General features: G+C 72.9%; 24 protein-coding genes. 11 read left to right on the top strand and 13 right to left on the bottom strand.

The features are described 5' to 3' along the window. Positions 1-5: 5 nt before the first annotated feature. Entirely contained in the window at positions 6-1931 is a 1926-nt protein-coding gene (locus OG202_RS17910) for an AMP-dependent synthetase/ligase (RefSeq protein ID WP_327729654.1), read from the top strand. A gap of 90 nt (positions 1932-2021) precedes the next feature. Here OG202_RS17910 and OG202_RS17905 read toward each other — a convergent pair whose 3' ends face one another. Both OG202_RS17905 and OG202_RS17900 read right to left on the bottom strand, forming a co-directional pair. Next, positions 2022-2423, bottom strand: a complete 402-nt coding sequence (locus OG202_RS17905) for a rodlin (protein WP_328223112.1) — start codon at positions 2421-2423, stop codon at positions 2022-2024. A gap of 175 nt (positions 2424-2598) precedes the next feature. Further along, positions 2599-3018 carry a rodlin gene (locus OG202_RS17900; protein WP_326582717.1) on the bottom strand — a complete coding sequence of 140 codons (420 nt, stop codon included), beginning with the start codon at positions 3016-3018 and terminating at the stop codon, positions 2599-2601. Positions 3019-3271: 253 nt separating this feature from the next. Here OG202_RS17900 and OG202_RS17895 point away from each other — a divergent pair, with 253 nt between their 5' ends. From OG202_RS17895 to OG202_RS17885, 3 genes are all read left to right on the top strand, one after another. Next, positions 3272-3679 carry a rodlin gene (locus OG202_RS17895; RefSeq protein ID WP_328223111.1) on the top strand — a complete coding sequence of 136 codons (408 nt, stop codon included), beginning with the start codon at positions 3272-3274 and terminating at the stop codon, positions 3677-3679. Between the two features lie 250 nt (positions 3680-3929). Continuing rightward, positions 3930-4187 (top strand): chaplin, encoded by a 258-nt coding sequence (locus tag OG202_RS17890; protein WP_326582719.1) that lies wholly within the window; start codon positions 3930-3932, stop codon positions 4185-4187. A gap of 111 nt (positions 4188-4298) precedes the next feature. After that, positions 4299-5309 (top strand): chaplin, encoded by a 1011-nt coding sequence (locus OG202_RS17885; protein ID WP_328223110.1) that lies wholly within the window; start codon positions 4299-4301, stop codon positions 5307-5309. A 48-nt stretch (positions 5310-5357) separates the two neighbouring features. Here the strand turns inward: OG202_RS17885 and OG202_RS17880 are convergent, their stop codons facing one another. Next, positions 5358-6617, bottom strand: a complete 1260-nt coding sequence (locus tag OG202_RS17880; protein WP_327729658.1) for an NAD(P)-binding domain-containing protein — start codon at positions 6615-6617, stop codon at positions 5358-5360. Beyond that, the gene (locus OG202_RS17875; protein ID WP_328224685.1) at positions 6617-7882 is read right to left on the bottom strand and encodes a carboxylate--amine ligase; all 1266 of its coding nucleotides are present in this window, start codon (positions 7880-7882) and stop codon (positions 6617-6619) included. Before OG202_RS17875 ends, OG202_RS17880 begins: the two co-directional genes overlap by 1 nt. Before the next feature lie 179 nt (positions 7883-8061). Here OG202_RS17875 and OG202_RS17870 point away from each other — a divergent pair, with 179 nt between their 5' ends. Then, on the top strand, positions 8062-9516 hold the full coding sequence (locus tag OG202_RS17870) for a glycoside hydrolase family 26 protein (RefSeq protein ID WP_328223109.1): 1455 nt from the start codon (positions 8062-8064) through the stop codon (positions 9514-9516). 22 nt (positions 9517-9538) lie between these two features. Here OG202_RS17870 and OG202_RS17865 read toward each other — a convergent pair whose 3' ends face one another. Genes OG202_RS17865 through OG202_RS17825 form a run of 9 tightly spaced genes read right to left on the bottom strand, consistent with a single transcriptional unit; the run spans position 9539 to position 20272 of the window. Further along, entirely contained in the window at positions 9539-10786 is a 1248-nt protein-coding gene (locus tag OG202_RS17865; protein WP_328223108.1) for a GNAT family N-acetyltransferase, read from the bottom strand. After that, entirely contained in the window at positions 10783-11427 is a 645-nt protein-coding gene (locus tag OG202_RS17860) for a lipopolysaccharide biosynthesis protein (protein ID WP_327729661.1), read from the bottom strand. The genes OG202_RS17865 and OG202_RS17860 overlap by 4 nt, the downstream gene beginning before the upstream one ends. A gap of 20 nt (positions 11428-11447) precedes the next feature. Continuing rightward, positions 11448-12596, bottom strand: a complete 1149-nt coding sequence (locus tag OG202_RS17855) for a glycosyltransferase (RefSeq protein WP_327729662.1) — start codon at positions 12594-12596, stop codon at positions 11448-11450. 7 nt (positions 12597-12603) lie between these two features. Beyond that, entirely contained in the window at positions 12604-13296 is a 693-nt protein-coding gene (locus OG202_RS17850) for a polysaccharide deacetylase family protein (RefSeq protein ID WP_326585820.1), read from the bottom strand. Between the two features lie 46 nt (positions 13297-13342). Then, positions 13343-15127, bottom strand: a complete 1785-nt coding sequence (gene murJ, locus OG202_RS17845) for a murein biosynthesis integral membrane protein MurJ (RefSeq protein ID WP_327729663.1) — start codon at positions 15125-15127, stop codon at positions 13343-13345. Next, entirely contained in the window at positions 15124-16452 is a 1329-nt protein-coding gene (locus OG202_RS17840; protein ID WP_327732252.1) for an O-antigen ligase family protein, read from the bottom strand. Before OG202_RS17840 ends, murJ begins: the two co-directional genes overlap by 4 nt. An 11-nt stretch (positions 16453-16463) precedes the next feature. Next, positions 16464-17918: an exopolysaccharide biosynthesis polyprenyl glycosylphosphotransferase gene (locus OG202_RS17835; RefSeq protein ID WP_327729664.1), complete on the bottom strand. Its 1455-nt coding sequence runs from the start codon at positions 17916-17918 to the stop codon at positions 16464-16466. Further along, complete coding sequence (locus OG202_RS17830) at positions 17915-19087, bottom strand: glycosyltransferase (protein WP_327729665.1); 1173 nt, start codon at positions 19085-19087, stop codon at positions 17915-17917. The genes OG202_RS17835 and OG202_RS17830 overlap by 4 nt, the downstream gene beginning before the upstream one ends. A 39-nt stretch (positions 19088-19126) precedes the next feature. Next, on the bottom strand, positions 19127-20272 hold the full coding sequence (locus OG202_RS17825; protein WP_327729666.1) for a DUF3344 domain-containing protein: 1146 nt from the start codon (positions 20270-20272) through the stop codon (positions 19127-19129). A gap of 297 nt (positions 20273-20569) precedes the next feature. On the opposite strand from OG202_RS17825, the gene OG202_RS17820 reads away from it, so the two are divergent. The 6 genes from OG202_RS17820 (at position 20570) to OG202_RS17795 (ending at position 24341) form a co-directional block, all read left to right on the top strand. Beyond that, positions 20570-20809, top strand: a complete 240-nt coding sequence (locus tag OG202_RS17820; RefSeq protein WP_326582730.1) for a chaplin — start codon at positions 20570-20572, stop codon at positions 20807-20809. Between the two features lie 180 nt (positions 20810-20989). Next, the gene (locus OG202_RS17815; protein ID WP_328223107.1) at positions 20990-21793 is read left to right on the top strand and encodes a hypothetical protein; all 804 of its coding nucleotides are present in this window, start codon (positions 20990-20992) and stop codon (positions 21791-21793) included. A 210-nt stretch (positions 21794-22003) separates the two neighbouring features. After that, a complete protein-coding gene (locus tag OG202_RS17810) occupies positions 22004-22294 on the top strand; it encodes a hypothetical protein (RefSeq protein WP_326582732.1) in 291 nt (96 codons plus the stop codon). A gap of 195 nt (positions 22295-22489) precedes the next feature. Next, on the top strand, positions 22490-22987 hold the full coding sequence (locus OG202_RS17805; protein ID WP_327729668.1) for a DUF5949 family protein: 498 nt from the start codon (positions 22490-22492) through the stop codon (positions 22985-22987). Continuing rightward, positions 22987-23592 (top strand): vitamin K epoxide reductase family protein, encoded by a 606-nt coding sequence (locus OG202_RS17800; RefSeq protein ID WP_327729669.1) that lies wholly within the window; start codon positions 22987-22989, stop codon positions 23590-23592. The genes OG202_RS17805 and OG202_RS17800 overlap by 1 nt, the downstream gene beginning before the upstream one ends. 242 nt (positions 23593-23834) lie before the next feature. Beyond that, a complete protein-coding gene (locus OG202_RS17795) occupies positions 23835-24341 on the top strand; it encodes a hypothetical protein (RefSeq protein ID WP_326582735.1) in 507 nt (168 codons plus the stop codon). Positions 24342-24369: the final 28 nt, after the last annotated feature.

Below are 24369 nucleotides of genomic sequence, written 5' to 3'. Positions count from 1 at the left end.
CCGTGATGGGCGTACGCAAGGACTTGAACCAGGCGAAACAGCGCGGCGGCCTGACCGACCGCGTCAAGATCGAGGTCGTCAGGGACGCGCAGGGCGTCGTCCGCGAGGCACGCACACCCGCCCTCGCGCCCCGCCCGACGAGCGGCAGTATCGGCGACCTCCCCTTCGTCAACGCGACCGAGGCCCCCGACGCCGTCGTCCTGCGCCGTGCCGACCGCCACGGCACCTACCACCCGGTCACCGCCGCCGCCTTCGCCCGCGAAGTCACCGCCGTCGCCCGGGGGTTGATCGCCGCCGGCCTCGAACCGGGCGGCCGGGTCGCGGTGATGTCCCGCACCCGCTACGAGTGGACGGTCCTCGACTTCGCCGTCTGGGCGGCAGGCGGCCAGTCCGTCCCCATCTACGCCACGTCCTCGCCCGAACAGATCGAGTGGATCGTCCGCGACTCCGGCTCCCGCTTCGTGGTCGTGGAGACCCCCGAGAACGCGGAGGCCGTCGCCACCGCCACCGCCCGCCACTCCCAGCCCCCGCACGTCTGGCAGCTCGACGAAGGCGCGCTCGCCCACCTCGCCGACCTGGGCCGGGGCATCCCCGACGACGAGGTCACCAAGCGCCGCGCCGCCCTCACCCCCGACACGGCCGCGACCATCTGCTACACCTCCGGCACCACCGGCCGCCCCAAGGGCTGCGTCCTCACCCACGCCAACCTCCACGCGGAGGCCGCCAACACCGTCGAACTCCTCCACCCCGTCTTCCAGGAGGTCACCGGCCAGGTCGCCTCGACCCTCCTCTTCCTCCCGCTCGCCCACATCCTCGGCCGTACGATCCAGATCGCCTGTCTGATGGCCCGCATCGAGATCGGCCACTGCCCGAGCATCAAGCCCGCCGAACTGCGGCCCGCGCTCAAGAAGTTCCGTCCCACCTTCCTGGTCGGCGTCCCGTACCTCTTCGAGCGGATCCACGCCACCGGCCGCGCCACCGCCGAACGCATCGGCCGCGGCGCCTCCTTCGACCGCGCACACCGCCTCGGCGTCCGCTTCGCCCGCGCCTACCTCGACAAGTTCCTGGACAAGGGCCCCGGCCCGACCCCCGGCCTGTACGCCGCCTGGGCCCTGTACGACCTGCTGGTCTACCGCCGCATCCGCGGCGAACTCGGCGGCCGTATGCGCTACGCCATCAGCGGCGGCTCCCCGCTCGACCGCGACCTCAACCTCTTCTTCTACGCCGCCGGCATCATCGTCTACGAGGGCTACGGCCTCACCGAGACCACCGCGGCCGCCACCATCGTCCCGCCTCTCAAGCCCCGCCCCGGCACGGTCGGCCAGCCCGTCCCCGGCACCGCGATCCGCATCGCCGACGACGGCGAGGTGCTCATCAAGGGCGGCATCGTCTTCGGCGCCTACTGGAACAACCCGGTCGCCACCGACGCCGCCCTCACCGACGACTGGTTCGCCACCGGCGACCTCGGCGCGCTCGACGACGACGGCTACCTCACCATCACCGGCCGCAAGAAGGACGTCCTCATCACCTCTGGCGGCAAGAACGTTTCCCCGGCCGTCCTGGAGGACCGACTGCGCAGCCGCCCCCCGGTCGGCCAGTGCATCGTCGTCGGCGACAACCGCCCCTTCGTCGCCGCCCTCATCACCCTCGATCCCGAGGACGTCACCCACTGGCTGCACGTCCGCGGCATGTCCCCGGACACCCCGCTCTCCGAGATCGTCGGCGACCCCCGGATGCGCGCCGACGTCCAGCAGGCCGTCGACTACGCCAACCAGGCCGTCTCCCGCGCCGAGTCCATCCGCGAATTCAAGCTGGTGGAAGGCGAGTTCACCGAGGAGAACGGCCTGCTCACCCCCTCCATGAAGATCAAACGCCACGCGGTCACGGCGGCGTACGCGGCGGCGATCGAGTCGCTGTACGCCAAGAAGTGAGGCGCGGGCCGACACCCGTCCGGACACACGAGAACGGGCCGCCGATGAACTCGGCGACCCGCTTCCGTGTGTCCGGTGGTGGCGTCGGTACTACTTGCCGCCGAAGTTGCCGTTGTCCGAGAGGATCGGGATGTCGGACAGGATGTGCGACAGCGGCTCGTCACCCTTGGCCTGGGTGGAGTTCTCGGTGCACTGCTGGTTCTGCGGCGCGGACAGGACCGGGATGTCCTGAAGGGCGACCCCGGCGGCCCCGATGCCGCCGACGTTGAGCTTCGCCGGCAGGCCGATGCAGGGCTTGTTGAGCGAACCCTGGACCAGCGAGAGCTGCGGGCTCATGTCGCCCTTGGTCACGGAGTTGCCGAACGCCTGGTGGGCACCGTTGCCGCTGAAGGACGTGGTCCCGCCGTCGTCGGCGAGCGCCTGGGGCGCGGTGGCGGCCCCCAGGCCGGCAATGGAAGCGGCAACAGCCGCGGTAGCCCACAGCTTCTTCATGTTCGATCCCTTCGGAAAGCGGACTCCGTTGCGGAGTTGCGCCCTGATCAACAGAACGTCCGGCCAACGGTTGCGGTGATTGCACCTATTGGCGCAATAGGCGGCTTATCGCGGTACTTGGGTGATGCGAGTGGGCCGAGGGAGTGCCGACGGCCTCCCGCCCACGGTGGTGGCGTCAGTGCTTCTTCGTGCCGTTGCCGCCGACGTTGCCGTTGTCCGAGAGGATCGGGATGTCGGACAGGATGTGCGACAGCGGCTCGTCACCCTTGGCCTGGGTGGAGTTCTCGGTGCACTGCTGGTTCTGCGGCGCGGACAGGACCGGGATGTCCTGAAGGGCGATCCCGGCGGCCCCGATGCCGCCGAGGTTGAGCTTGGCGGGCAGGCCGATGCAGGGCTTGTTGAACGAGCCCTGGATCAGCGCCATCTGCGGGCTCATGTTGCCGTACGTGGTCGAATTCCCGTACACCTGCTGGGCGTCGTTCCCGCTGAAGGTCGTGGTGCCGCCGTCGTCGGCGAGCGCCTGGGGCGCGGCGGCGGCCGAGGCTCCGACGACGGAGGCGGCGATCGACGCTGCGGCCATAATCTTCTTGATCACTTGCGATTCCCTTCTGGAAAGACCCCGTTTCCACCGGAGCGCCATGGACAACTTCCCCCCGACTCCCCGGTTGCTCTGATTCACTCCGTCGGCCCATGCGGCGGAGTGAGAGCGGGGCGTGCGGAGTGTTGTCGCTCACTTGGAGTTCGCCGGTGCGCGCGGGCCGATCGGGTGATGTGCCGAAACCGGTACGGGCGTGCCGCCGTTGCTGCCAGAGCATGGACCCGCGGGTCCGCCAGGAAAGGAATGCGAAATGCTCAAGAAGGCAATGGCCGCGGTCGCGGTCGCCGCTTCCATCACCGGCCTGGGGGCCGCCACCGCCCCTCAGGCGCTCGCCGACGACGGTGGGACCACGTCCTTCAGCGGCAACGGTGCCCACCAGGCGTTCGGCAACTCCGTGACCAAGGGCGACATGAGCCCGCAGCTCTCGCTGGTCCAGGGTTCGCTCAACAAGCCCTGCATCGGCCTGCCGGCGAAGCTCAACGTCGGCGGCATCGGGGCCGCCGGGCTCGCCGCCCAGGACATCCCGATCCTGTCCGCGCCGCAGAACCAGCAGTGCACCGAGAACTCCACCCAGGCCAAGGGTGACGAGCCGCTGTCGCACATCCTGTCCGACATCCCGATCCTCTCGGACAACGGCAACGCCGGCGGCAGGAACTGATCCGACAGCGAGAAGCGGCTCGGGCCGTTCGCGCGGTGCGCTCGACCCGAGCCCTTCGTCCGCCTTCGGCTGGGGCCGTTCGGGTGGTCGTCAATTCCGCTGTTCGGTCATTTCTCCGGGCGATCGGGTGAATTACCCGACGCTCCGTGTTCCTTTGTTTCTTCCCGTGTCTATTCCTCGTTCGCAGGCTGCAGGTCATGATGCGAGCCGTTCATGCTGTGCTCGCTCGGTTTCGGCCGTCAATTGAGGCATGACCGCAGAGAAGGGAAATGACGTGAAGCTCAAGAAGAGCGCTGCTGTCGTCGCCGGCGTGATCATGGCCGTGGGTCTGGCCACCCCGGCCGTCGCCGACGCGGACGCCCACGCCGCCGCCATCGGTTCCCCGGGTTTCCTCTCGGGCAACGTGGTGCAGGTTCCGGTCCACATCCCGATCAACGCGTGCGGTAACTCCATCAACATCATCGGGCTGCTCAACCCGGCAGTCGGCAACGTGTGCGTCAACCACTGACGTCGTAGCGCACCGCACCAGCCGCTCGGCTGTGCCCCAGCCGGCCTTGGAGCGTCCTCAAAGGCGCCAAGGCCGGCTTTTCCCACGTCTTCGAGCAGGAAGAAAAACGAGATGCGACAGACCCTGCGCAAGAGAATGGTCGTGGTCGCCGCGACGACGGGCCTGCTGTCCCTCTACGGCACGCCGGTGCTCGCGGACACGGGCGCGCACGGGGCCGCCTCGAACTCGCCCGGCGTCGCGTCGGGCAACACCGTCGAAGTGCCGGTCACCGTTCCGGTGAACGTCTGCGGCAACACCGTCGACGTCGTCGCCGCAGGCAATCCGTCCATCGGCAACGCGTGCGGCAACGTCGGCGACCACGCCCCGAAGAGTGCCCAGAACTCCCAGGAAGCCCCGAAGCGCCACACCACCCCGGTGGCGGAGCCCCAGTACTCCGCGGCCCCGACGACAGGGCCCGAGAACCAGGCCGCGACGGAGCCCGACGGCTCTTGGGAGACGGCGTACGAGGAGTACACGGAGCCCGACGCGCACGGCGCGGCCACCGGGTACGACGAGTACCCGCAGTACCCGCAGCACTGGGGCGACGGCGGCTACGGGAACCACGACGACTCTCCGAGCGGCTACGGCGACTCTCCGAGCGGGCACGATGGCGCACAGAGCGGCTACGGCGACTCCCCGAGCGGGCACGACGGCGCACAGAGCGGCTACGGCGACTCTCCGAGCGGCTACGACGGCGCACAGAGCGGCTACGGCGACTCCCCGAGCGGCTACGGCGATCACCCGAACACCGACGAGGACACCGAAGGCGGCTATGGCGACACCCCGCCGACCAAGCCACCGCACAAGCCTCCGACGGACAAGCCGCCCACGGACAAGCCCCCGACGGACAAGCCGCCCACGGACAAGCCCCCGACGGACAAGCCGCCCACGGACAAGCCCCCGACGAACCAGCCGCCCACCGACAAGCCGCCCACCGACCGGCCCCCGACGGACCGGCCGCCCACCCTGCCCGAGACCGGCAGTGACCGTGAGGCTCTGATCGCCGCCGGGGCCGCCAGCTTCGCGCTGATCGCGGGTGGGGGGATCCTGTACCGACGGGGCCGGGCCGCGTCCGGTCGTTGAGCCGCTCCGGGGGCCGGCGGCGCTGTGCGCCGCCGGCCCCCGAGCCCGTCACGGCCCGGCGGTGGAGGCCAGGTCGGCCCGCGCCTGCGGCACGGGGATCCGCCCGCCGGGCACCCCCGAGCGCAGCCGCCGCCGTACCCCTCGTACGAGGGCGGGCGCCGTGAACGACGCGCCGTGCACGAAGCGCATCGCGGGGCCGAAGCCCGCGGCGGTGGCGAGGCCCGCGAGGAACAGGCCGGGGACCGAGGACTCGAAGTCCCGCCCGACCGAGGGCGAGCCGTCGGCGAGGGGGACGAGGCCCGCGCGTACGTCACGGGCCAGCAGGTCCAGCCGCTCGCAGGAGGCCCGGAATCCCGTGGCCGCGATGACGTGTTCGGTGTCCAGCGAGGCCAGCTCGCCACCGCGGCCCACCGTCTCCAGACGCACGGCGCCGCCCGCCTCGTACGCCGCCGCGACCTCCTGGCCGAGCCGTACCTCGACGGCGGGCTCGACGCGGTCGCGTACCCACCAGGCGCCCGCGGGGCCCAGCGCCTCGGCCGCCATCCGCACCCGTCTCGCCTCCGGCAGACGGCGGTACCAGCCGGGCCGCTCCGCGTAGAACCAGTTGCGCCAGCCGCACCCCAGGCCGCTGTGCGGGGAGCGGGCCGAGTCCCACAGGGAGCGCGTCAGAGGGGGCGGCACGTCGTTCCAGCGGAGGCTGCGGGAGCGGGCCAGCACCCGGACCCGGGTGCCCTGTTCGGCGAGGAGCGCGGCCGTCTCCAGGGCCGCCTGGCCGCCGCCGATCACCGTGACGTCCATGCCCCGGAAGCGGCCGAGGTCGCTGTGGTGGCTGCTGTGGGTGACCCGGGCGGGGGGCAACTCGCGCAGCACGGACGGTACTTCGACGAAAGGGGCCACTCCGACGGCGAGGGCCACCGTACGGGCGCGGACCACCTCGCCGTCGTTCAGGACCGCCTCGAAGCCTCCGCAGCGGCGCCGAAGGTGTGTCACCAGCCGTTCGTCGACGGGCGGGAGGGCGTTGCGGGCGAACCACAGGCCGTACGAGGCGAACGTGCCGACCGGGATCGGCAGACCGTGGCGGGCCTCCACGCCCTGCTGGGCGCAGTACACGTCCAGGCGCCAGCGCCCCTCGGGGTCGGAGAGGTTGGAGGCCCACGGCTCGGACTTGAGGAACATGCCGGGCGGCATGTGGTCGCGCCAGGACGCCATGGGGCGGCCGAGGACACGCAGGCTGAGCCCGGCGGCCGCGGCATGGGACGCGATGGACAGGCCGTACGGGCCGGCGCCCACCACCAGCAGGTCGTACATCAGGGGCTGCTCGCTTTCTCGTTCTCGGCGCGGTTCTCGCCTGGGGCGTCGTCGTGCTGCACGGGAAGGGGCGCGCGGGGTGCCAGCAGCCTGCCGAGGGCGTGGCGGGGCCACAGCGACCACAGCGCGAGTCCGGGGGCGCGGTCGTCCGGCGCGTACCAGGCCAGCTCGCGCGCGCCCGGGTGGGACGGCGCGTGCGGGAGCGGCCGGGGGCGCAGCGCGGTGAGCGGCGCGTAGTTCTCCACGACGAACGTCCGGCCCGGCACCGGTGCCCCGTCCGGGACCCGGCGGCCGGTCAGGTCCAGGTGCAGGGCGCGGACGACGTCGATGCCGGCGGTGTCCGTGAAGAGCCGGAACTGGGCGCCGGGGCGCGGGTTGAAGTCGAGCAGGTGGTAGGTGCCGGTCCGGCCCTCGCGGCGGAAGTCCAGGTCGAACACGCCCCGGTAGCCGAGCGCGTCGGTCAGCCGCTCGGCCAGGGCCTGGACCTGCGGGTTCGGGGTCCAGCGGCCGACGGTGGTCAGGCCCGCGCCGGGCGGCCAGGCCCTCAGCTTGCGGCCGGGGCCGCCGCCGCGCACGACACCGGCGTGGTCGACGTACCCGTGGAAGAACCAGTCGCGGTCGAGCCCGGACGGCAGGAACGCCTGGAGGAGCAGCCGGCTGCCCGCCTGCTCCGAGCGGCGGTGCAGGGCCGACGCCTCCCCGGCCGAGCGCACCATCACCGTGCTGCGCAGCCCCGCGTCGGGGGGCAGCAGCCACGGGCGGCTCCACTTGGCCACCACCGGCAGGCCCAGCTCCCGGGTGGCGGCCGCCGCCTCCGCCGGGCTGTCGGGGACCGTCGTCGGCGGGTGCGGGAGGCCCAGGCGCCCGCACAGCGTGGCGAGTTCGGCCTTGTCGGCGACCTGTTCGGCGAGGGCGGGGGGTCCGGCCGGGAGCAGGTAGTCGTCCGTGAGCTCCTCGCGCAACCGGCCGACGGCCACCGCGCTCGCGTCGTCCAGGGGGACCAGGACGGCCGGACGGCCGACCCGGGCCGCCACCCGGCGCAGCACGGCGGCGAACTCGTCGGGGGAGGCGCCGGGGCGGGGCGGGGCGTGGGGCGCGCGGATGAACCGTGAGCCGCGGACGGGGCTCGCCGCGCAGTCGGCGACCAGGTGCACCTCCACCCCGGCGCGGCCCAAGGAGCGTACGGCTCCCAGGGTTCCGTGGTGGAAGGGATTGAGGTCCGTCCGCAGCAGGACGGCCGGAACGCGGGTGTCGAGCGGCGACACGTTCATTTCGTCGGGGTCCTCGCACATTCCTTTGACGTCGGGTCACCCGTGCGGGCGATTCGGGCACCCGAAGGCCGGAGCCCCAGTTGGCGGAATTCGTATTCGTATGACTGATTGTCAGTAGGTGGAAATCGGCGGCGGAAAGCAGTGAAGTGAAGAAAGCGGAGAGGGGAGCGGACATGGCTCCACAACAGCGGCGGTCCCGGCACAGGCGGCCCCGCGACAGACGGCTGGCGCTCGTCGCGGCCGGCGTGGTCGCGTCGTTCGCCCTCGCGTCGGTCCCGGTGTACGCCGTGGGCGCGGGGGCGGTGGTCCGGGTGACCGACCCACCGGCTCCGGCCGTCCCGGTCGTTCCGGCGGCTCCGGCCACGCCCACGGTTCCGGCGGCGCCCGCCGTCGTGCCCCCGGCGCCGGTCGCCCGGAAGACGCCCGTGCCCGCCGCACCGACGGCACCCGTCGCACCGGGCAAACCGGTCGCGTCCGTCGCACCGAGCGCATCCGTCGCACCGCCGGGCACCTCGCCCGTGCCGGCCACCTCGCCCGTTCCGGCCACTCCCTCCGAGACCCCGAAGCCTCCCGAGCAGCCGCCGGCGTTCGGCGCCTATCTGCACTACGGGCCCCGCGGCGTCGCCCGGATCACCGAGCTGGGCGAGTGGCTGGGCGGCTCCGACCTGCGGGTGGCGCACACCTACCTGCCGGGCGACCGCTGGTCCAACATCGAGGGTCTGCCCGGCTTCCTGGACTCCTGGGCGGACTGGCGGCGGGACGAGGACGACCGGATGTTCGTCCTCAACGTGCCCATGATGGAGCGCAACGAGGAGGGCGTCTCCGACTGGGAGGTCCGCGCGCTGCTGCGCCGCGCCGCCGCCGGCCAGTTCGACCACCACTACCGCCGACTCGCCGAGCGGCTGGTCGAGTTGAAGATCCCGGACACCGTGATCGTGCTCGGCTGGGAGATGAACGGCATCACGTACACCCATCGCTGCGGACCCGACCCGGAGAACTGGAAGAAGTACTGGAACAGGATCGTCACCACGATGCGCGCGGTGCCGGGCCAGAAATTCACGTTCGACTGGACCCCGAACCGGGGCCGGGACGCCATTCCCTGGACGCGGTGTTACCCGGGGGACGACACGGTCGACATCATCGGCATGGACTCCTACGACCAGCCGCGCGGAATCACCTTCGACGAGCAGGTGAAGGAGCCGTACGGCCTGCAGGCACACGTCGATTTCGCGAAGGCGCACAAGAAGCCCATCTCCTATGCGGAATGGGGACTTTTCCGCAACGGCGACAACCCGGAGTACATGCGGCGCATGCTCGCCTGGATGGACGAGCACAAGCCGCTCTACAACACGCTCACGGACTACTGCCCGCACGGCGTCTGGCAGTGTGCGAGCAACCCGAAGGCGTCGGAGGTCTACCGGTCGATCCTCTTCGGCCGTGGCGCAGCGACCGCGACCCCGAAGCCCACTCCCACCCCGACGCCGAAGCCGACCCCCACGCCGAAGCCGACGCCCACCACGCCCGTACGTCCGCCGAACTGCTCGCCGCTGGATCTGGGCGACTGGGTGGAGTACTGGATCGGCGGGAAGCTCTGCATCCGCACGGACTGGTGGGCGCGCTACCGGTGACCCGGAGCCGGCGGCGGGCCGCTCATCGCCCGCCGCCGCCACCGCGTTCCTTCCGCTCCGGGGGTTCGCCTCGTTCCCCTCGGTCCCCTCGTTCCCCTCGGTCCCCTCGTTCCCCTCGGTCCCCTCGTTCCCCTCGGTCCCGGTTTCCCTCGGGGTTCTTCCGCGCCCGCCACCGGCGGACCAGTTCCTTGCCCTGGCGGCGGGCCGCCGCGTCGCAGGCGACCGCGGACAGGAGCGGGGAGGTGCGCCGCCGGGCGAGCAGCAGCCGCTGGTTGACGACGGTGTCCGGGCGCCAGCGCAGCTTGTAGGGCTCGGCGCCCCGCAGCAGGCTCAGCACCTGGTGGGCGCCGGAGCCGACCTGTCCGGCGCAGGCGTTGAGCAGCATGGTGGCGACGTCCGCCTTGCGCTCGCGCAGGCGCGGATGGGCGCCGTAGAGGTAACCGCCCGCCAGCCGGCTCGACATCAGGGTGACGTCGACGGCCAGGACGTCGCCGCCCAGCCGGAACTCGGTCACCACGGCGTCCCCCGAGCGCACCATCGGCCCGACCGAGCGGGCCAGATGCTCGGAGAAGCGGGGCCGCATGTGCTCGGTGGTCACCTTGCGGTCCTGCCACTGGAGCCGGTGCAGGTCCAGCATGGTCCGCAGTGCGGAGTCCACCTCGTCGGCGCGCACGGCACGCGGCTCGATGCCGAGGTCGCCGAGCTTGCGGAGCTTGGCGCGCACCCGCTGGGCCCGGGAGCTGGGCAGCCGCTTGAGCAGCTCGTCCATGGGCTGGGCGGGCAGTTCCAGACAGACCGAGTCGGTCACCTTGCGGCGTGGGCCCCGCCAGCGGTCGAAGATCCGTTCGACGGCGGCTCCCGGCCGTACTTCGCGGAAGTCGATCAGTGCCGTCCGGGCGGCGGCCGACAGTCCCTCGGCGAGCGCGGCCGACGCCTGCTCGGCGTACTCGTCGTCGACGAGCACGTCCGCGAAGTCGGAGATCGGGCAGCCGAGCGGGACGAGGGCGGGCAGCGGACGCCGTACGAGCATCAGCGGGGCGACCGCCCGCAGCTCGCCACCGTCACGGACCAGGACCAGCCGGAGCCTGCCGGGCGTGCCGTACGACAGCCACCAGGAGTGCAGCCAGGCGTGGCTCTGGAACGGGGTGGCCGCGCCGCACCGCCGGTACAGACGGTCCCAGGCCTCGGCAAGCTCGCCGAACTCGCCCTCGTCGGAGCAGAGTTCGGCGCGCAGGGTGATGCTCGCCCCTGTGGTCAGCGTGCTGGTCACAGCTGTCCGTGGGCGTCGGCGGCGAGAGCGGGGCCCGGCACGGAGGCCGAGGGCGGGTTCTCCGGGGTGCGCCGGGGCCGGACCAGCAGGGCCAGCCCGCCGAGCAGACCGCCGGCCGCGGCGCCCACCAGACCGGTCACCGTCGACGAGGCCGAGGACGCCTCGGTCGGCCTGGGCGCGCGGGCGAACTGCCGCAGTTCCACGCGCGTCGACCTCTCGGAGTCGTTGGCGTGCCGGGTCAGCGCCCGCGAGACGGCGTTGGCCATGTCGGCGGCGAGGTCCGGCCGCGAGGAGGTGGCCGACACGGCGACCATCGGCGCGTCCGGTGAGGTCTCCGTCCGCACGCTCTTCTTCAGCGTCCCGACCGGCACTCCCGCCCACACCTGGGCGTCCCCGAGCACCGCGACCTGCGTGGCCACCCGCCCGTACGCCTGCGCGAAGCCGAGCGCCGACTGGGGGTCCGACCCCTCCGTGGGCACGGCGACGACATAGCTGGTGGCGGTGTAGACGGGCGGCTTCACCACGCCGTACGCGCCCCCGGCCGCCCCGCCGAGCAGCACACCGGTGGCGAGCAGGGACCAGGGGGGCAGGGACCTGGCGCGGGCGGGGGCGGCGTGCCCACGGATCGGGCTGTCGGTCATACGTTCAGACGTACGGTCGGTCATGCGGAACTCACTCCCAGGGACGGGGTTGGCGAGGGCGTGCTGGAGACGGCGGCCGCGTACACGTCCATGAGCTGGGCGGCGCTGCGGGTGATGCAGTAGTGGTGGGCGGCGGCGGGAACGGCACGGGAGCGCGGGCCCTGGGCGCGGACGTCCAGCAGGGCGCGTACGAACGACTCCGCGCTGCCTTGGACGCGGCGGGCGCCTGCGGTCGCGTCCGGTGGCAGGTCCTCGATCGCCGGGCAGGAGACATAGAGCACGGGCAGTCCGGACGCCATCGCCTCGACCACCGCGAGCCCGAAGGCCTCCTCGGCGCTGGGCGAGGCGAGCACGTCCATGGCGTTCATGAGGGAGGGCAGATCGGTGCCGGGGGCACCCGCGGCCGAACGTTCCCCGGTGAGCAGCACCCGGTCGGCGACCCCGGCCCGCTGGGCGGCCCGCCGCAGCACGCTCTCCTCGGGTCCGCCGCCGACGATCAACAGCCAGCACTCGTCCGGCAGTTGAGCCAGCCCACGGATCAGCACGTCGAACCGCTTGCTCGCCGCGAGCCGGCCGACGCCCCCGACGACGTACGCGTCCTCCGGCAGCCCGAGCCGTCGCCGGGTCAGCTCACGCAGATCCGGGTCGAAGCGGAAACCGGCGAGGTCGATACCGTTGGGGACGACCTCGATACGCGGGCCGGGCACGCCCCAGCGCTTCAGCCGGTCGGCGACGGTCGGTGAGACGGCGACCGTGGAGCGGCCGAGGCGCTCGCTGGCGAGGTAGAGGGCGCGCACCCCGGGGGACAGCCGGCGCCCCTCCATCTGCGAGTCGCCGAGGGAGTGCTCGGTGGCGACGACGGCCCTGACTCCCGCCAGCCGGGCCGCGATCCGGCCGTAGACGCAGGCCCGGTAGAGATGGGTGTGGACGAGGTCGTAGCCGCCCTTGCGGATCAGCCGCACCAGCCGGGGAAGCGCGGCGAGGTCGCGGTTGCCGCCCATGCCGAGATGGGTGACCTGGATTCCGTCCGAGACGAGACCGTCGGCGACGGGTCCCGGGTTGGTGAGCGTCACCACGTCGCAGGCGACCGGCAGGTGGCGCAGCAGCAGCCGCAGTTGCTGCTCCGCGCCGCCGACACCGAGGCCGGTGATGATGTGCAGCGCCTTCATGTCGGCCTCAGACCCCCTCGACGGGACGACGGCGCAGCCGGTGCAGCTTCCGCTTCAGCAGCAGCCGCAGGGCGGTGTCCTCCTCGCCGATGTGCACCCGGGGCAGCGCGTACGGGCCGTTCAGCGGGCCGGGGTCGATGGCGCAGGCATAGGCGTACCCGGCGTCCCGTACGGCGTCGACGGCGCGCTGGTCGAGGGTCCCGTACGGGTAGCAGAAGCCCTGGACCGGAGCACCGGTCAACTCCGAGAGCAGTGCTCTGCTGTCGGCGGTCTCGGCGCGCAGGGTCTCGTCGTCCGCCTGGGTGAGATCGACATGGGTCAGCCCGTGCGAGCCGACCTCGATGCCCTCGGTCCCGGCGGCCACCCGGATGCCCCGCTGGTCGAGGAGCGGCCTGCGCGGGCCCAGCGGATCCCAGGCGTTCTCGCCGCCGAGCCGTCCCGGCAGCACGAAGAGCGTGGCCCCGCAGCCGTGCGCCCGCAGCAGCGGCAGCGCGGTGTCGACGAAGTCGACGTACCCGTCGTCGAAGGTCAGCCCCACCAGGTCCCCGCCCTCGCCCCGGGCGCGGGCGGCGAGCAGCTCGGCCATGCCGACCCCGCGCAGCCCCCGGCGCCGCAGCCAGCCGAGCTGCGCGTCGAGGCGGTCGGGCGAGACGGTGATGCGGTACGGGTCGTCGGAGCAGTCGCCCACCGCGTGGTACATGGCCACCCAGAGAGGGGTGCCGGTGGTGGGCCGGGGCGTTCTGGGGTCAGCGGAAACGGGCATGCGGCAGCCTTCGTGTGACGGAACGGAGTGCGGGGGTGACGCCGGAGGCGCCCATGGCCGAGGCCAGCAGGACGAAGACGAAGGCGACGACCGCGCCACCGACGGCGAGGCCGAGGACGGGCGAGTCGATCCGGTCGGCGCAGTACATCCCCACCACGCCCGCGGCCACCGCCGCCCGTACCGGCCGGCTCATCTCGGTCACCACCTGCCGGGTGCGGATCGGCACCGCCCGGTCGCCCATCCCGTACAGCAGGAGCAGGGCGGTGACGGTGATGCCGATGGCGTTGGCGGCGGCGATGCCGAGGACGCCCCAGGAGCCGACCGTGGCCGCGCCGATCCACGAGGTCGCGACGATCCCGGCGGCCATCGCGGCCAGCGGGTACCAGGTGGGGCGACCGGCCGAGAAGTACGACCGTACGAGCGCGCTCACCAGGGCGTGGCCGAGCAGTCCGAGGGCGTACACCCGCATCACGGCGGCGGTGGCGGCGGTGTCCTGCGCGGTGAACGCCCCGCGCTGGAAGAGCAGTTCGATCATCTGCGGCCCGCACGCGAAGATCGCCGCGGCGCCGAGCAGCACGATGCACGACACCAGCGCGAGGTCCTTCTCCACCCGGCTGCGGGCCCGCTCGGTGTCGCCCTCCGCCATCGCCTGCGCCACCACCGGGAGGGTGACGGTGCACAGCATCAGCGAGAACGTCATCGGGATCTGGGCCACCTTCTGCGCGTAGTTGAGATGCGAGATGGCGCCGGCGGGCAGCGTCGAGCCGAGGAAGCGCTCGATGAGGACCTGCGACTGACGGCAGAGCGCGAAGAGCAGCACGGTGGTGATGAGGGTGAGCTCGACGGGACGGGCGGCCTCGGCGGGGGAGTCGGTGGGAGCCGCGAGGGCCGCCGGGGCGGCGGCGGGGTCGGTGGGAGAGGCGAGGAGGACCGCGGGGGCTCCGGGCGTCTCGGGTGCCTCGGGTGCCTCCCTCTTCCGGCGCAACTGTCGCAGCAGGGACGGCAGTTGAGTGAGAATCATCAGGACGCCGCCCACCGCGACGCCCACGGCCGCCGCCCGCACCCCCCAGCGCCCGCCCAGCACGAACATCGCCGTGATGATCCCGACGTTGTAGGCCACGTAGATCGCCGCCGGGGCCACGAACCGGCGGTGGGCGCGCAGGGCCGCGCTGCAGTAGCCGGCGAGGCCGAAGGTGAGGGCGCAGGTGCCGGTCAGCCGGGCGCAGTCGACGGCCAGCCGCGGGTTCGGGAGACCGGGGGCGAGCGCCTCGACGAGGTAGGGCGCGCCGAGGATCAGCAGCATGGCCGCCGCCACGAAGGCCAGCGTCAGCCGGGGCAGCGTCGAGGCGACCAGGGAGCGGACCGGGTCGCCCACGCCGCCCCGCGCCCGGCGGGCCACGGCCACGCTGAACGCCGGCACCAGCACGAACGCCATGCCGTCCTCGATCAGCAGCGTCGCCGCGAACTCCGGCACCGTCCAGGCCACCAGGAACGCGTCCGTCTCACTGCCGGCCCCGAACAGATACGACAACGCCTGGTCCCGGCCGAGCCCGAGCAGCGCGGCCGCCGCCGTGAGGGCCGCCGTGACCAGCGTGGCCTTCGCGAGGAACCGGCCGGTGGGCGGGGCGGCCTCCGAGAGGTCGGCGGCCCGCGCGCCGGGCACGGTCGGCTCGACCGGGCCGGGGACGGGCCCCGCCGGGTCGCCCGCGGCCGGGCCGGGCGGCACGTGGGGCGGCGGCTGAGGAGGTGTCCGAGGCGTCGACGTCATCGGGCTCCTGCCCCTTCCGGTACGCGGGCCACGGCGGCCTCGACCGGCGCGGCCCCCGTGGCGGTCCGGTCCGCCAGCGCCCACCACGCCACCAGCCCGAAGCACACGGCCGTCAGCACGGTCGTCGGCCCGCCGATGTCCGCGTACACGAAGTCCACCAGCACCCACGAGACCAGACCGCAGGCGACGAGCCCGCAGTCCAGCCCGCCGGGACCGCGTTCGCGCCGGGACCGCACCAGCCCCCGCGCCCCGCACACCCCCAGCGCCAGCCAGCTCCCCCCGAGCGTGAGGACACCGATCAGCCCCTGCTCGCTCAGGACCAGCAGGTACATGTTGTGCGGCGAGAGAAGCGCCTGCTTCTGGTACGTCGTTCCGGCCCCGCCGATGTCGCTGCCGGCGGAGAGCGCCAGCGAGGCGTGCCCGTCGCGGTGTTCGGGGAAGCCCTTCAACCCGACGCCGGTCAGCGGCTGTTCGCGCCACATGCCGACGGCCGCGGCCCACATGGTGTACCGGTCGGTGACCGACTGGTCAGGCGCGTCGGCGACCCGGGTGATGCTGCTGATCCGGTCCTGGAGCATCGCGGACCCGATCCCGAGGCCGCCGACGAGGACGACGCCCAGCGCGACGACGGCCACGAAGACCACCACCGCCCGCCGCAGTCCGGCCAGCACCACCTGGAGCCCGCACGCCACGGCCGTCGCGATCCACGCGCCCCGGCTGAACGACACCGCGAGCGGCAGCGTCAGCAGCACCGAACAGACCAGCGCCCAGGCCCGCTGCTCCGCCGTCCCGGGGGCCAGCGCGAGACCGACCGCGCACACCAGCCCGAACGACACGACGGTCGCCATCCCCATGACATCGCCGGCCCCGAAGGTCCCCACGGCCCGGATGTCCTCACCGGCGTAACTGGCACCGGTCCCGGTGGCGTACTGATGCACCCCGACGGCGCCCTGCCACAGCGCGAGCCCCACGAACGACCAGGCCACCACCCGGAAGTCGGACCGGCTCCGGACGCAGAGCAGTACCGCCGTCGGCACCAGCACGAAGATCTGGAGGTACCGGCCGAGCCCGGCGATCCCGGCCCCGGGATCGCCCGCCCCGACCGCCGCGACGGCGAGCCCGCACACCGGCAGTCCGATGACCACCGCCGCCGTACGGGTCAGGGGGCGCCGCCGGTCCCGCAGGAGAAGCCCGGCGCACCACAGCACCAGCAGCCCGGAGACGGCGTCGGCCGGGGTCGCGCCGCCCTCGGCGCCCTGCGTGACCGGCAGGGCGAGCGCGGCGACCACGGCGACCACGGGCAGGACGGGCGCCGCAGCGCGCAGTGACGTCAAGGTCAGCTCCCCGTCGGACGGACGAGCGCGGTAGCCGTGCGGACCAGGATGCAGAAGTCCTGCCACAGCGACCAGTTGTCGATGTACGCGTTGTCGAAGCGGGCCCGGTCCTCGATGGAGGTGTCCCCGCGCAACCCGGTGACCTGGGCCAGCCCGGTGATGCCGGTCCGCATCCGGTGCCGGGCCGCGTAACCCGGGTAGGTCTGCCCGAACTTGGCCACGAAGTAGGGCCGTTCGGGGCGCGGGCCGACCAGGCTCATGTCACCGCGCAGCACGTTCCACAGCTGGAGCAGCTCGTCCAGCGAGCTGCGCCGCAGGAAGCGGCAGAACCAGCCCATCTCCCGCTCGTTCGCCACGCTCCACCGGGTCGCCGCCTCGTGCGCGTCGGCCGGGCGGTGGGTACGGAACTTCAGCAGCGTGAACGGCAGCCCGTCCCGGCCGATCCGCTCCTGCCGGAACACCACCCCGGGCCCGTCGCTCAGCCGCAGCACCACCGCGCACATCAGCAGCAGCGGGCTCACCATCAGCAGCAGCGCCCCGGACACGACCACGTCCAACATCCGCTTCCCGGAGGCTTCATGGCGGTTCGTCAATTCGAGCCGTCGGCAGGCGAACCCGGCGAGCAGCTCGGTCGAGCCCTCCCGGTCGTACGAGGGGGACTCGGCGTCCACCTCCCACAGGGCGCAGCCGTCGGCCTCCAACGTGCCCAACAACGGGGCGCGTTCGGTGCGGGAGCCGACGACGAGCACGGCCTGGACGCCGTTCTGGACGGCCGCCCGCCGCACCTCCTCGGCGGTGGTCAGCACGGGCAGACCCTCGGTCCCGCCGGCCTGGTCGGCGACGACACCGACGGGCCGGACGCCGCACCCCGGGTGGCGCAGGAACGCGGCGGCCACGCGCTGCGCGGTCGCCGCCGGGCCCACCACCAGGGCCGCGCCGGGGCGCCGGACGAGCGCCCGGCGCCGGTGCCAGTGCACCGTGCCCCGGCCGACACAGGCCACCGCCGACTGCAGGGCGCAGCCGAGGGCCAGCTCGTGGGCGGCGAGCGCGTGGTCGGGGGAGTGCGCGGCCACACCGGCGCCGAGCACGCACCAGCCGAGCACGATCCGCCCCCACACGGCGGGCAGTTCGTCGAGCACGGCGGGCACGGCGGGCGGCCGGTACAGGCGCGCCCGGGCGTTCAGCCACGCCACGGCCAGGGTCAGGGCGGCGGCCATCAGCGGCCGCCCCGGAGCCGTGTCGCCGGTGAGCGCCAGGACCGCGAGCAGGGCCGCGCCGCCGTCCACGGCGAGCAGGGGCAGCCCCGAGGGAGGCCGGGCGACGGGCCGCCGCCCGGCCGGACGGGCCAGGCCGCCGACGGCCTCGCGCGGCGGGGCCACCGAGACGGCCGCGCCGCCGTAGTCGCGTTGCCGGCCACCGGAGGAGGGGACGGTACTTTCCGTACGTTCCGCAGTCACGTGTGGATGGACTCCCTGCACTCGGTGGCTTTCCCGCGCCGGCCGTCCGCACCGCCGAGCAGTTCGCGGTACACGTCCGCGACGGCCTCATTCGTGTGCCGTACGTCGTGCGTGGTCAGTACGTGATGGCGACCCTGGTGGCCGAGCGACTCGCGCAGCAGCGGATCGAGCAGCAGACGGACGACGGCCCCGGCGAGCGCGGCGGGGTCCTCGACGGGCACCGGCTCCTGACCGGGCGGCAGGCTCTCGCGGGCCCCGTCCACGTCGGTGAGCACGACCGGCCGCCCGCACGCCATGGCCTCCAGCGGCGCCAGTGCCATGCCCTCCCACCGCGACGGCAGGACGACCAGATCGGCGGCCTGGTACCAGGGCACCGCGTCCGTGACCGCCCCGGCGAACAGCACATCCGCGGGCGCCAGGGCCCGCAGCCGCTCGCCCTCCGGCCCGTCCCCGACCAGCACCAGACGCGCCCCCGGCACCCGCCGCGACACCGCGTCCCACGCCGCGAGGAGCACGTCCTGCCCCTTCTGCCGGCACAGCCGCCCCACGCACACCACCAGGGGTGCGGCCGGATCGACCCCGGCGAGCAGTGGAATCCCGGCGCGTACGGCGTCGACGGCGGCGGGGTGGAAGCGCCCGGCGTCGACCCCGTTCGGGATCACCGTCCACCGCGCCCGCACCCCGGCCCGCTCCCCGGTGACCCGCTCGGCCTCACTGACGCAGACCACCCGCGAGGCCCAACGCGCCCCCGTTCGCTCCCACCCGAGCGCCAGCGCCGCCATGGCGCCGCCCACCGCCTCGAACGACCAGGCGTGCGGCTGGAACACGGTCGGCACGCGCCCCCGTACAGCGAGCCGGCCCGCCAGCCCGGCCTTCGCGCTGTGCGTGTGCACCAGGTCGGGCCGTACGTCGTCGAGGATCCGCCGGAGCCGGCGCACCTCGGACACGAGCGCGGGCCCCGGCGACCGGGTGGCCGCCCAGTGCCGTACGTCCGCGCCGAGCGAGCGCAGCTCCGGGGCGAGCGGGCCGTCGGGGCAGGCCACCGTGGCGTGCAGGCCTTCGGCGAGCTGGGCCCGCACCAGGTCCGTCACGACACGGGCGACGCCGCCGTCGACCGGCTGGGTGAGATGCAGGACCCGCGACGGAGGGTCGGATGGTGACAGTTGCATGCGGGTTCCTCGCTCAAGGGCGGCGCCGGGCGGCGCGCGTCACGGCTTGGCGTCGACGGCGACGAAGAGTGCCCCGACCCAGGCCGCGTCCCGCTGCGAAACGAGCCGGAAGGCCAACTGGTCACCGCCACGCCGGATTTCGTCACCCAGTTCGAGAACATCCGAGTCGTAGCCGAGCGTGTTGGAGTACGCCGGCGTACGCCCCGCGACGACCGTCCCTGGCTCGCTGATCGTCGAATTCAGAATGTCGTCGCGTGGGTTGGCCGCGTCCCCGAGCGCGACGGCCGGACCCTGCCCGGTCGACACGGTGAGCGAATCGCCTTCGCTCCCGCGATCCCCGTTGTAGGCGACCAGGCCCACCGTCCCGCGCGCGCGTTCGGGCAGCGCCAGACCGCTCATCAGGACCCGCTGCTCCCCGCCCGTCGTCAGCGTGTCGAAGCCGTCCCACATCGCCAGGTTCCGCAGCGGCTCAGCCGGGTTCTCGTAGGCCGCCATCAGCGTCCAGCCGCCCCACGCGCCCGCCGCCGAACGGCCCATGGCCACATTGACCTGCGCCACCGTGTAGAGCCCCGAGCCGCTCGACCGCACCAATTCCGTGACGTCCGCCGAGGCCTGGAACGCGTCCGCGCCCCCCGTCACCCGGTGCCCCACCACCGAGTCCGCGAGCACCTCCTTGTACGCGCCGCCGGGCTCCGCGATCAGCACCCGTCCGTTGTCCTTCGGCGGCTTCTGCTCACCCACCCGCAGATTCCCGCCCCAGTACAGCCGCGCGTACGTCACCCGCGCGCCCGGCGGCAGCCGGACCTCGCCCCGGCTGGAGTTGTAGGTGTTCGGGTCCCGGTCGACGTCGATGTAGAACATGTCGAACTGGTCGTTCGAGGCGGTGTGCCCCGCACGCGCGTCGGCGCACGACGGCGCCGCGGGTCGGGCCGTTGTGGACCGGGGCGCCGTGGATGGGGTGGCTGTCACCGTCGTACGGCAGGTGATGGACGAGTTGGCCGCGCGGACGATCCCGCCGTGCTGCACCGCCCGGTAGCGCTGGGTGAAGGCCAGGTGTTCGGCCTCGGGCGAGGGCGAGGGCGAGGGTGGCGCGGCCGTCGCGGGAGCGCCGGGCCCCCAGAGGGCGGCGAGGGCGCAGCAGCCCACCATCGCGCGGCGCAGCAGAGGACCCGGATGAATTCGCATGCCGGCGGTGCCCTTTCGAGAGCTCGTTCGGGTGCTTGTCGGGGAAATGCCGCGGACCGTCGAGGTGCCGAAAATCTGCGGATCTGATAAAGGCCGATACGGCCTGGGGAGGTGCGCAACTCTAGCCCGCTATGAGTATTTATCTGCGGAACATGCCAACTGTGTCGGAATGGTGAAGCAGGCGGTTTGCGAGATCACTCCTTTGGAGGCACAACCCCCGGTGCGTGCCGCGCGTTGATTCAGCGCCGGGCATCCCCGCCCGAGTGATTTTGCATCAACTCCAAGGAGCACCTCTCCATGTCGCGTATCGCGAAGGGCCTGGCCCTGACCTCCGTTGCTGCCGCGGCCGTGGCGGGCACCGCCGGCGTCGCCACCGCCGACAGCGAGGCGAAGGGCTTCGCCGCCCACTCCCCGGGCGTGCTGTCGGGCAACGTCGTGCAGGCTCCGGTCCACGTGCCGGTCAACGTGTGCGGGAACACCGTCAACATCATCGGTCTGCTGAACCCCGCGTTCGGCAACAAGTGCTTCAACGACTGACGTTCGAGGACTGACGTCCCCGGCCTGACGTTCGCGCGTTAACCACGAACCGGCCGTCCTCCCCCCCGGGGGGAGGGCGGCCGGTTCGTGTTGCGCCGAATGGTGCCCATCGGTTGCACGCGGCGATCACCGATTTCACGGTGAAAGCACGATCCCTCACACCGATGGAAAGGAACATCCATGCGTGTTCTGCCCGCACGGCGTCTCGCGGCCTCCGCGCTCTGCGCCGCGCTCCTGCTCGGCGTCACCGCTCCGGCGGCCCTGGCGGTCGACGTCGAGTCGACGCCTGACCGCGCCCGGTCGGCGGCCCCCGTCCCCGGCGCGGACGAGCTCCAGGCTCAGCTCAAGGGGTTCGGTGAACTCGGCGGCGTACTGAAACCGGTGACCGAACTGCTCGACGCCGTACTCGAGGCGGACAACGGCCGGCTCTCCGCCGACCGGGCGGCCGAGCTGGGCAAGGCCGTGAAGGTCGCCATCGCCAAGGCGAAGGCGACGGCGCCGGTGACCCTGCCCGCCCGGCCGGCCAACCCGGCCGCGCCGGTGACCCCGCCCGTCCGGCCGGCCAACCCGGCCGCGCCCGCCGTACCCGCGACCCCGCCCGCCGCGACCACACCCACGGTCCCGGCGGCCCCGGCCCGGCCGGCCGCTCCACAGCTGCCCGTCACGCTGCCGGCCTACGATCGAGGCATCGCGCAGCCGGTCGGCAGGGTCGCGGCGGACCCGGTGACCGACGCGCTCACCGCGCTGCAGACGGCGGTCGACGCCCTGCTCAAGGCGGTCACCTCCAGCGACCTCGCCCAGGTGCCGCCCGCCGTCACCGGTGTGGTGACCGGCCTGGTCAAGCTGGTCGCGGCCACCCTGTTGGGCAGCGGCCTGCCCGTCCCGACCGACCTGCTCCCCGTGCGGCCGCCGGCCGACCTGCCCGTGACGCCTCCCGCGGCCGACCTGCCCATGCGGCCGCCGGTCGCCCCGCCCGTGCGGTGAGACCCGGGGGAGCCGTCTGAGGGGAGCCGCCTCGGGCGAGCCCTCCTCACCGTCAGCCGTCGGGCCGACCGCCGTCCGGGTCGGTCCGACGGCTGTTTCGTATGACCTGTCGTTCGGTGTCAGATATGACCTGTCCGGTAGGGGTTTCCGTCGGCGCGAGGGCTCGTTGGACATGGCGCAGTGCTTCCAGTATCCGAGGAGAGGAACACGATGAAGTCGCTGAAGGCCGCCGCCGTCGTCGCAGGGTCCATCGCCATCGCCGGTGCCGCCGCGCCGGCCTTTGCCTACGAGGCCGCGGACGTCACGCCCACCAGTCTCAACGGCGCGGTGAACACGCTCTTCAAGGGGCCCATCGCGCCGCAGCCACTGCAGCAGCAGTCGAACGCGCTCGACACGGAGAGCAAGGGCTCCGTGCTCCACACGGTGAGCGGCGCGACCAAGGCCCTCAACGCCGCCGGCGGCCCCAGCAAGCTCCTCGGTGGTCTGCCCCTCCAGGGCTGACGGTCCCTTTCGCGGTCTCACGGGGCCGGTTCCGCGAAGCCGCGGAACCGGCCCCGTTCGTTCTGCCGTCCCTCCAAAGCGTGAATTCCACGTTGTTCGAGGGGTGTCCCTCGTTCGTGTGGTCGGCCGTCGTGTGTCGCCTGGTCGGGTGAAAAGGCGACAGAGTCGTTTGGCGGGCCTGGATAGTGTTCCGCGGTGACTTCAACTTCCGCTGAAACCCGCCCTTTCCACCCCGCCGACCTCGGCACGCTCGTCGTCATGGCGTGGAGCGGTGAAGCCCCCGACGGGGACATGCCCTATCTGCTCGCCTACACCCTGGGCGACGGCCGCAGCGGCCCGGAGGGCTCCTCGGCCGCCGTGACGGATCTGCTGACGGGTCTCGGTCTGTCGATCGGCGAGAAGGTCGTCGACGGCTCCGCGAACCCCAGCCTGCCGGTCACCCTGCTCGTCGAGGCGGGCCAGGCCGTCGTCACCATGCCGCAGCTCAACGCCCAGTGTCCGGCACCGCCGGAGTGGCTCGCCGCCGTCGGCCGACGCGGCTTCGCCTACCTGCTCTTCGCGACCCGCCCCTGGCCCGAGGCCCAGCCCGGCATGCCTGTCGAGCCCGAGGCCCTCGCCGCCTTCGCGGGCGACACCGAGACGCTGACCAGCGCGGCGCACGTCCTCCTGCCGGCCCGTAGCCTGCGCGGCTGATGGCCGCCCCGGCAGGACGCGCGGCGGGTACGGCGGGCGGCAGCCGTGCCTTCGCGATCCTGCTGCTGATCACCGGCGCGGCCGGGCTGCTCGCCTCCTGGGTCATCACGCTCGACAAGTTCAAGCTGCTGGAGGACCCGAACTTCACCCCCGGGTGCAGCCTCAACCCGGTGGTCTCCTGCGGCAACATCATGAAGAGCGACCAGGCGTCCGCCTTCGGGTTCCCCAACCCGATGCTCGGCCTGGTGGCCTACGGCATCGTCGTCTGCGTCGGCATGAGCCTGCTGGCCGGGGCGGCCTTTCCGCGCTGGTACTGGCTGACCTTCGAGGCGGGGGCGCTGTTCGGGGTCGGTTTCGTGACCTGGCTGCAGTTCGAGTCGCTGTACCGGATCAATTCGCTCTGTCTGTGGTGCTGCCTGGCGTGGATCGCCACGATCGTCCTCTTCTGGTACCTGACCTCGTTCGACATCCGCAACGGTTTCCTGCCCGCGCCGGCCTGGCTGAGCGGCTTTCTCGGCGAATTCACGTGGGTGCTTCCGGTGGTGCACCTCGGAGTGATCGGAATGCTCATCCTGACCCGTTGGTGGGACTTCTGGACAAGCTGACCAATGAGTCAACGAGTCAATGGGGTAATGGGCCAATCAGGTAATGGGTCCATGGGCCTCTCGGACCACTGCGGCACTCGGGTGAATCTTGTGCTGAGGGAGATCTCCGGATCGTTCACCCGGTACGGACACCGAGCCCCGGATCACGGCTCGCGCACCGCCGTTTCCGCATCCGTCGCTTCGGTCGATCCCCACGATCGCCGATCCTGGATCCGCCCATTCCTGAAAGGGACCGTACCGAGATGAAGCCGACCACACGAGGAACCCTTGCCGCCGTCGTCACCGGTGTGGCGGCCGCGATGGGCGCCTCCGCCGCCCCCGCCGTCGCGGCCGAGACGGTCCCCGTCCCCGTACCGTTCGAAGGGGTGGAGCACTCCCTGAACGTGAAGATGCCCAGGCTGGGCGGGGAACTGCCGCTGCTCAGGCCGGGTGCCCCCCAGGGGCCGACGTATGTCGAGGGCCGGCTGCTGCCCGCGAGCACCCTGCCGCAGGTGCCGCTCGGCGCCGCGCTGCCGGGGATGCGGGCCGAGGCCCCGCTGCCCCGGGTCGTGGGGGAGGGCTTCGAACGGGTCGGCGTCGACGCCCCCGCCGCCGACCTGCGCACCCTGACCCCCGGGCTGAACCTCGACACCCCGCTGACCGCGCCCAACCCCGACGCGCTGGGCCTGCCCAGCCTCAAGGACCCCCAGGCGGCCGTCCTCACCCCGCTGCTGCGGACGGCGCCGACCGCGAACCTCGGGCTCGTCTGAGCCCGCGGCGACACGGAGAGCGAGGCCC

This window comes from Streptomyces sp. NBC_00310 (genome assembly GCF_036208085.1).
In the GTDB taxonomy this organism is placed as follows: Bacteria; Actinomycetota; Actinomycetes; order Streptomycetales; family Streptomycetaceae; genus Streptomyces.
This window is presented reverse-complemented; position numbering and strand designations above follow the sequence as displayed.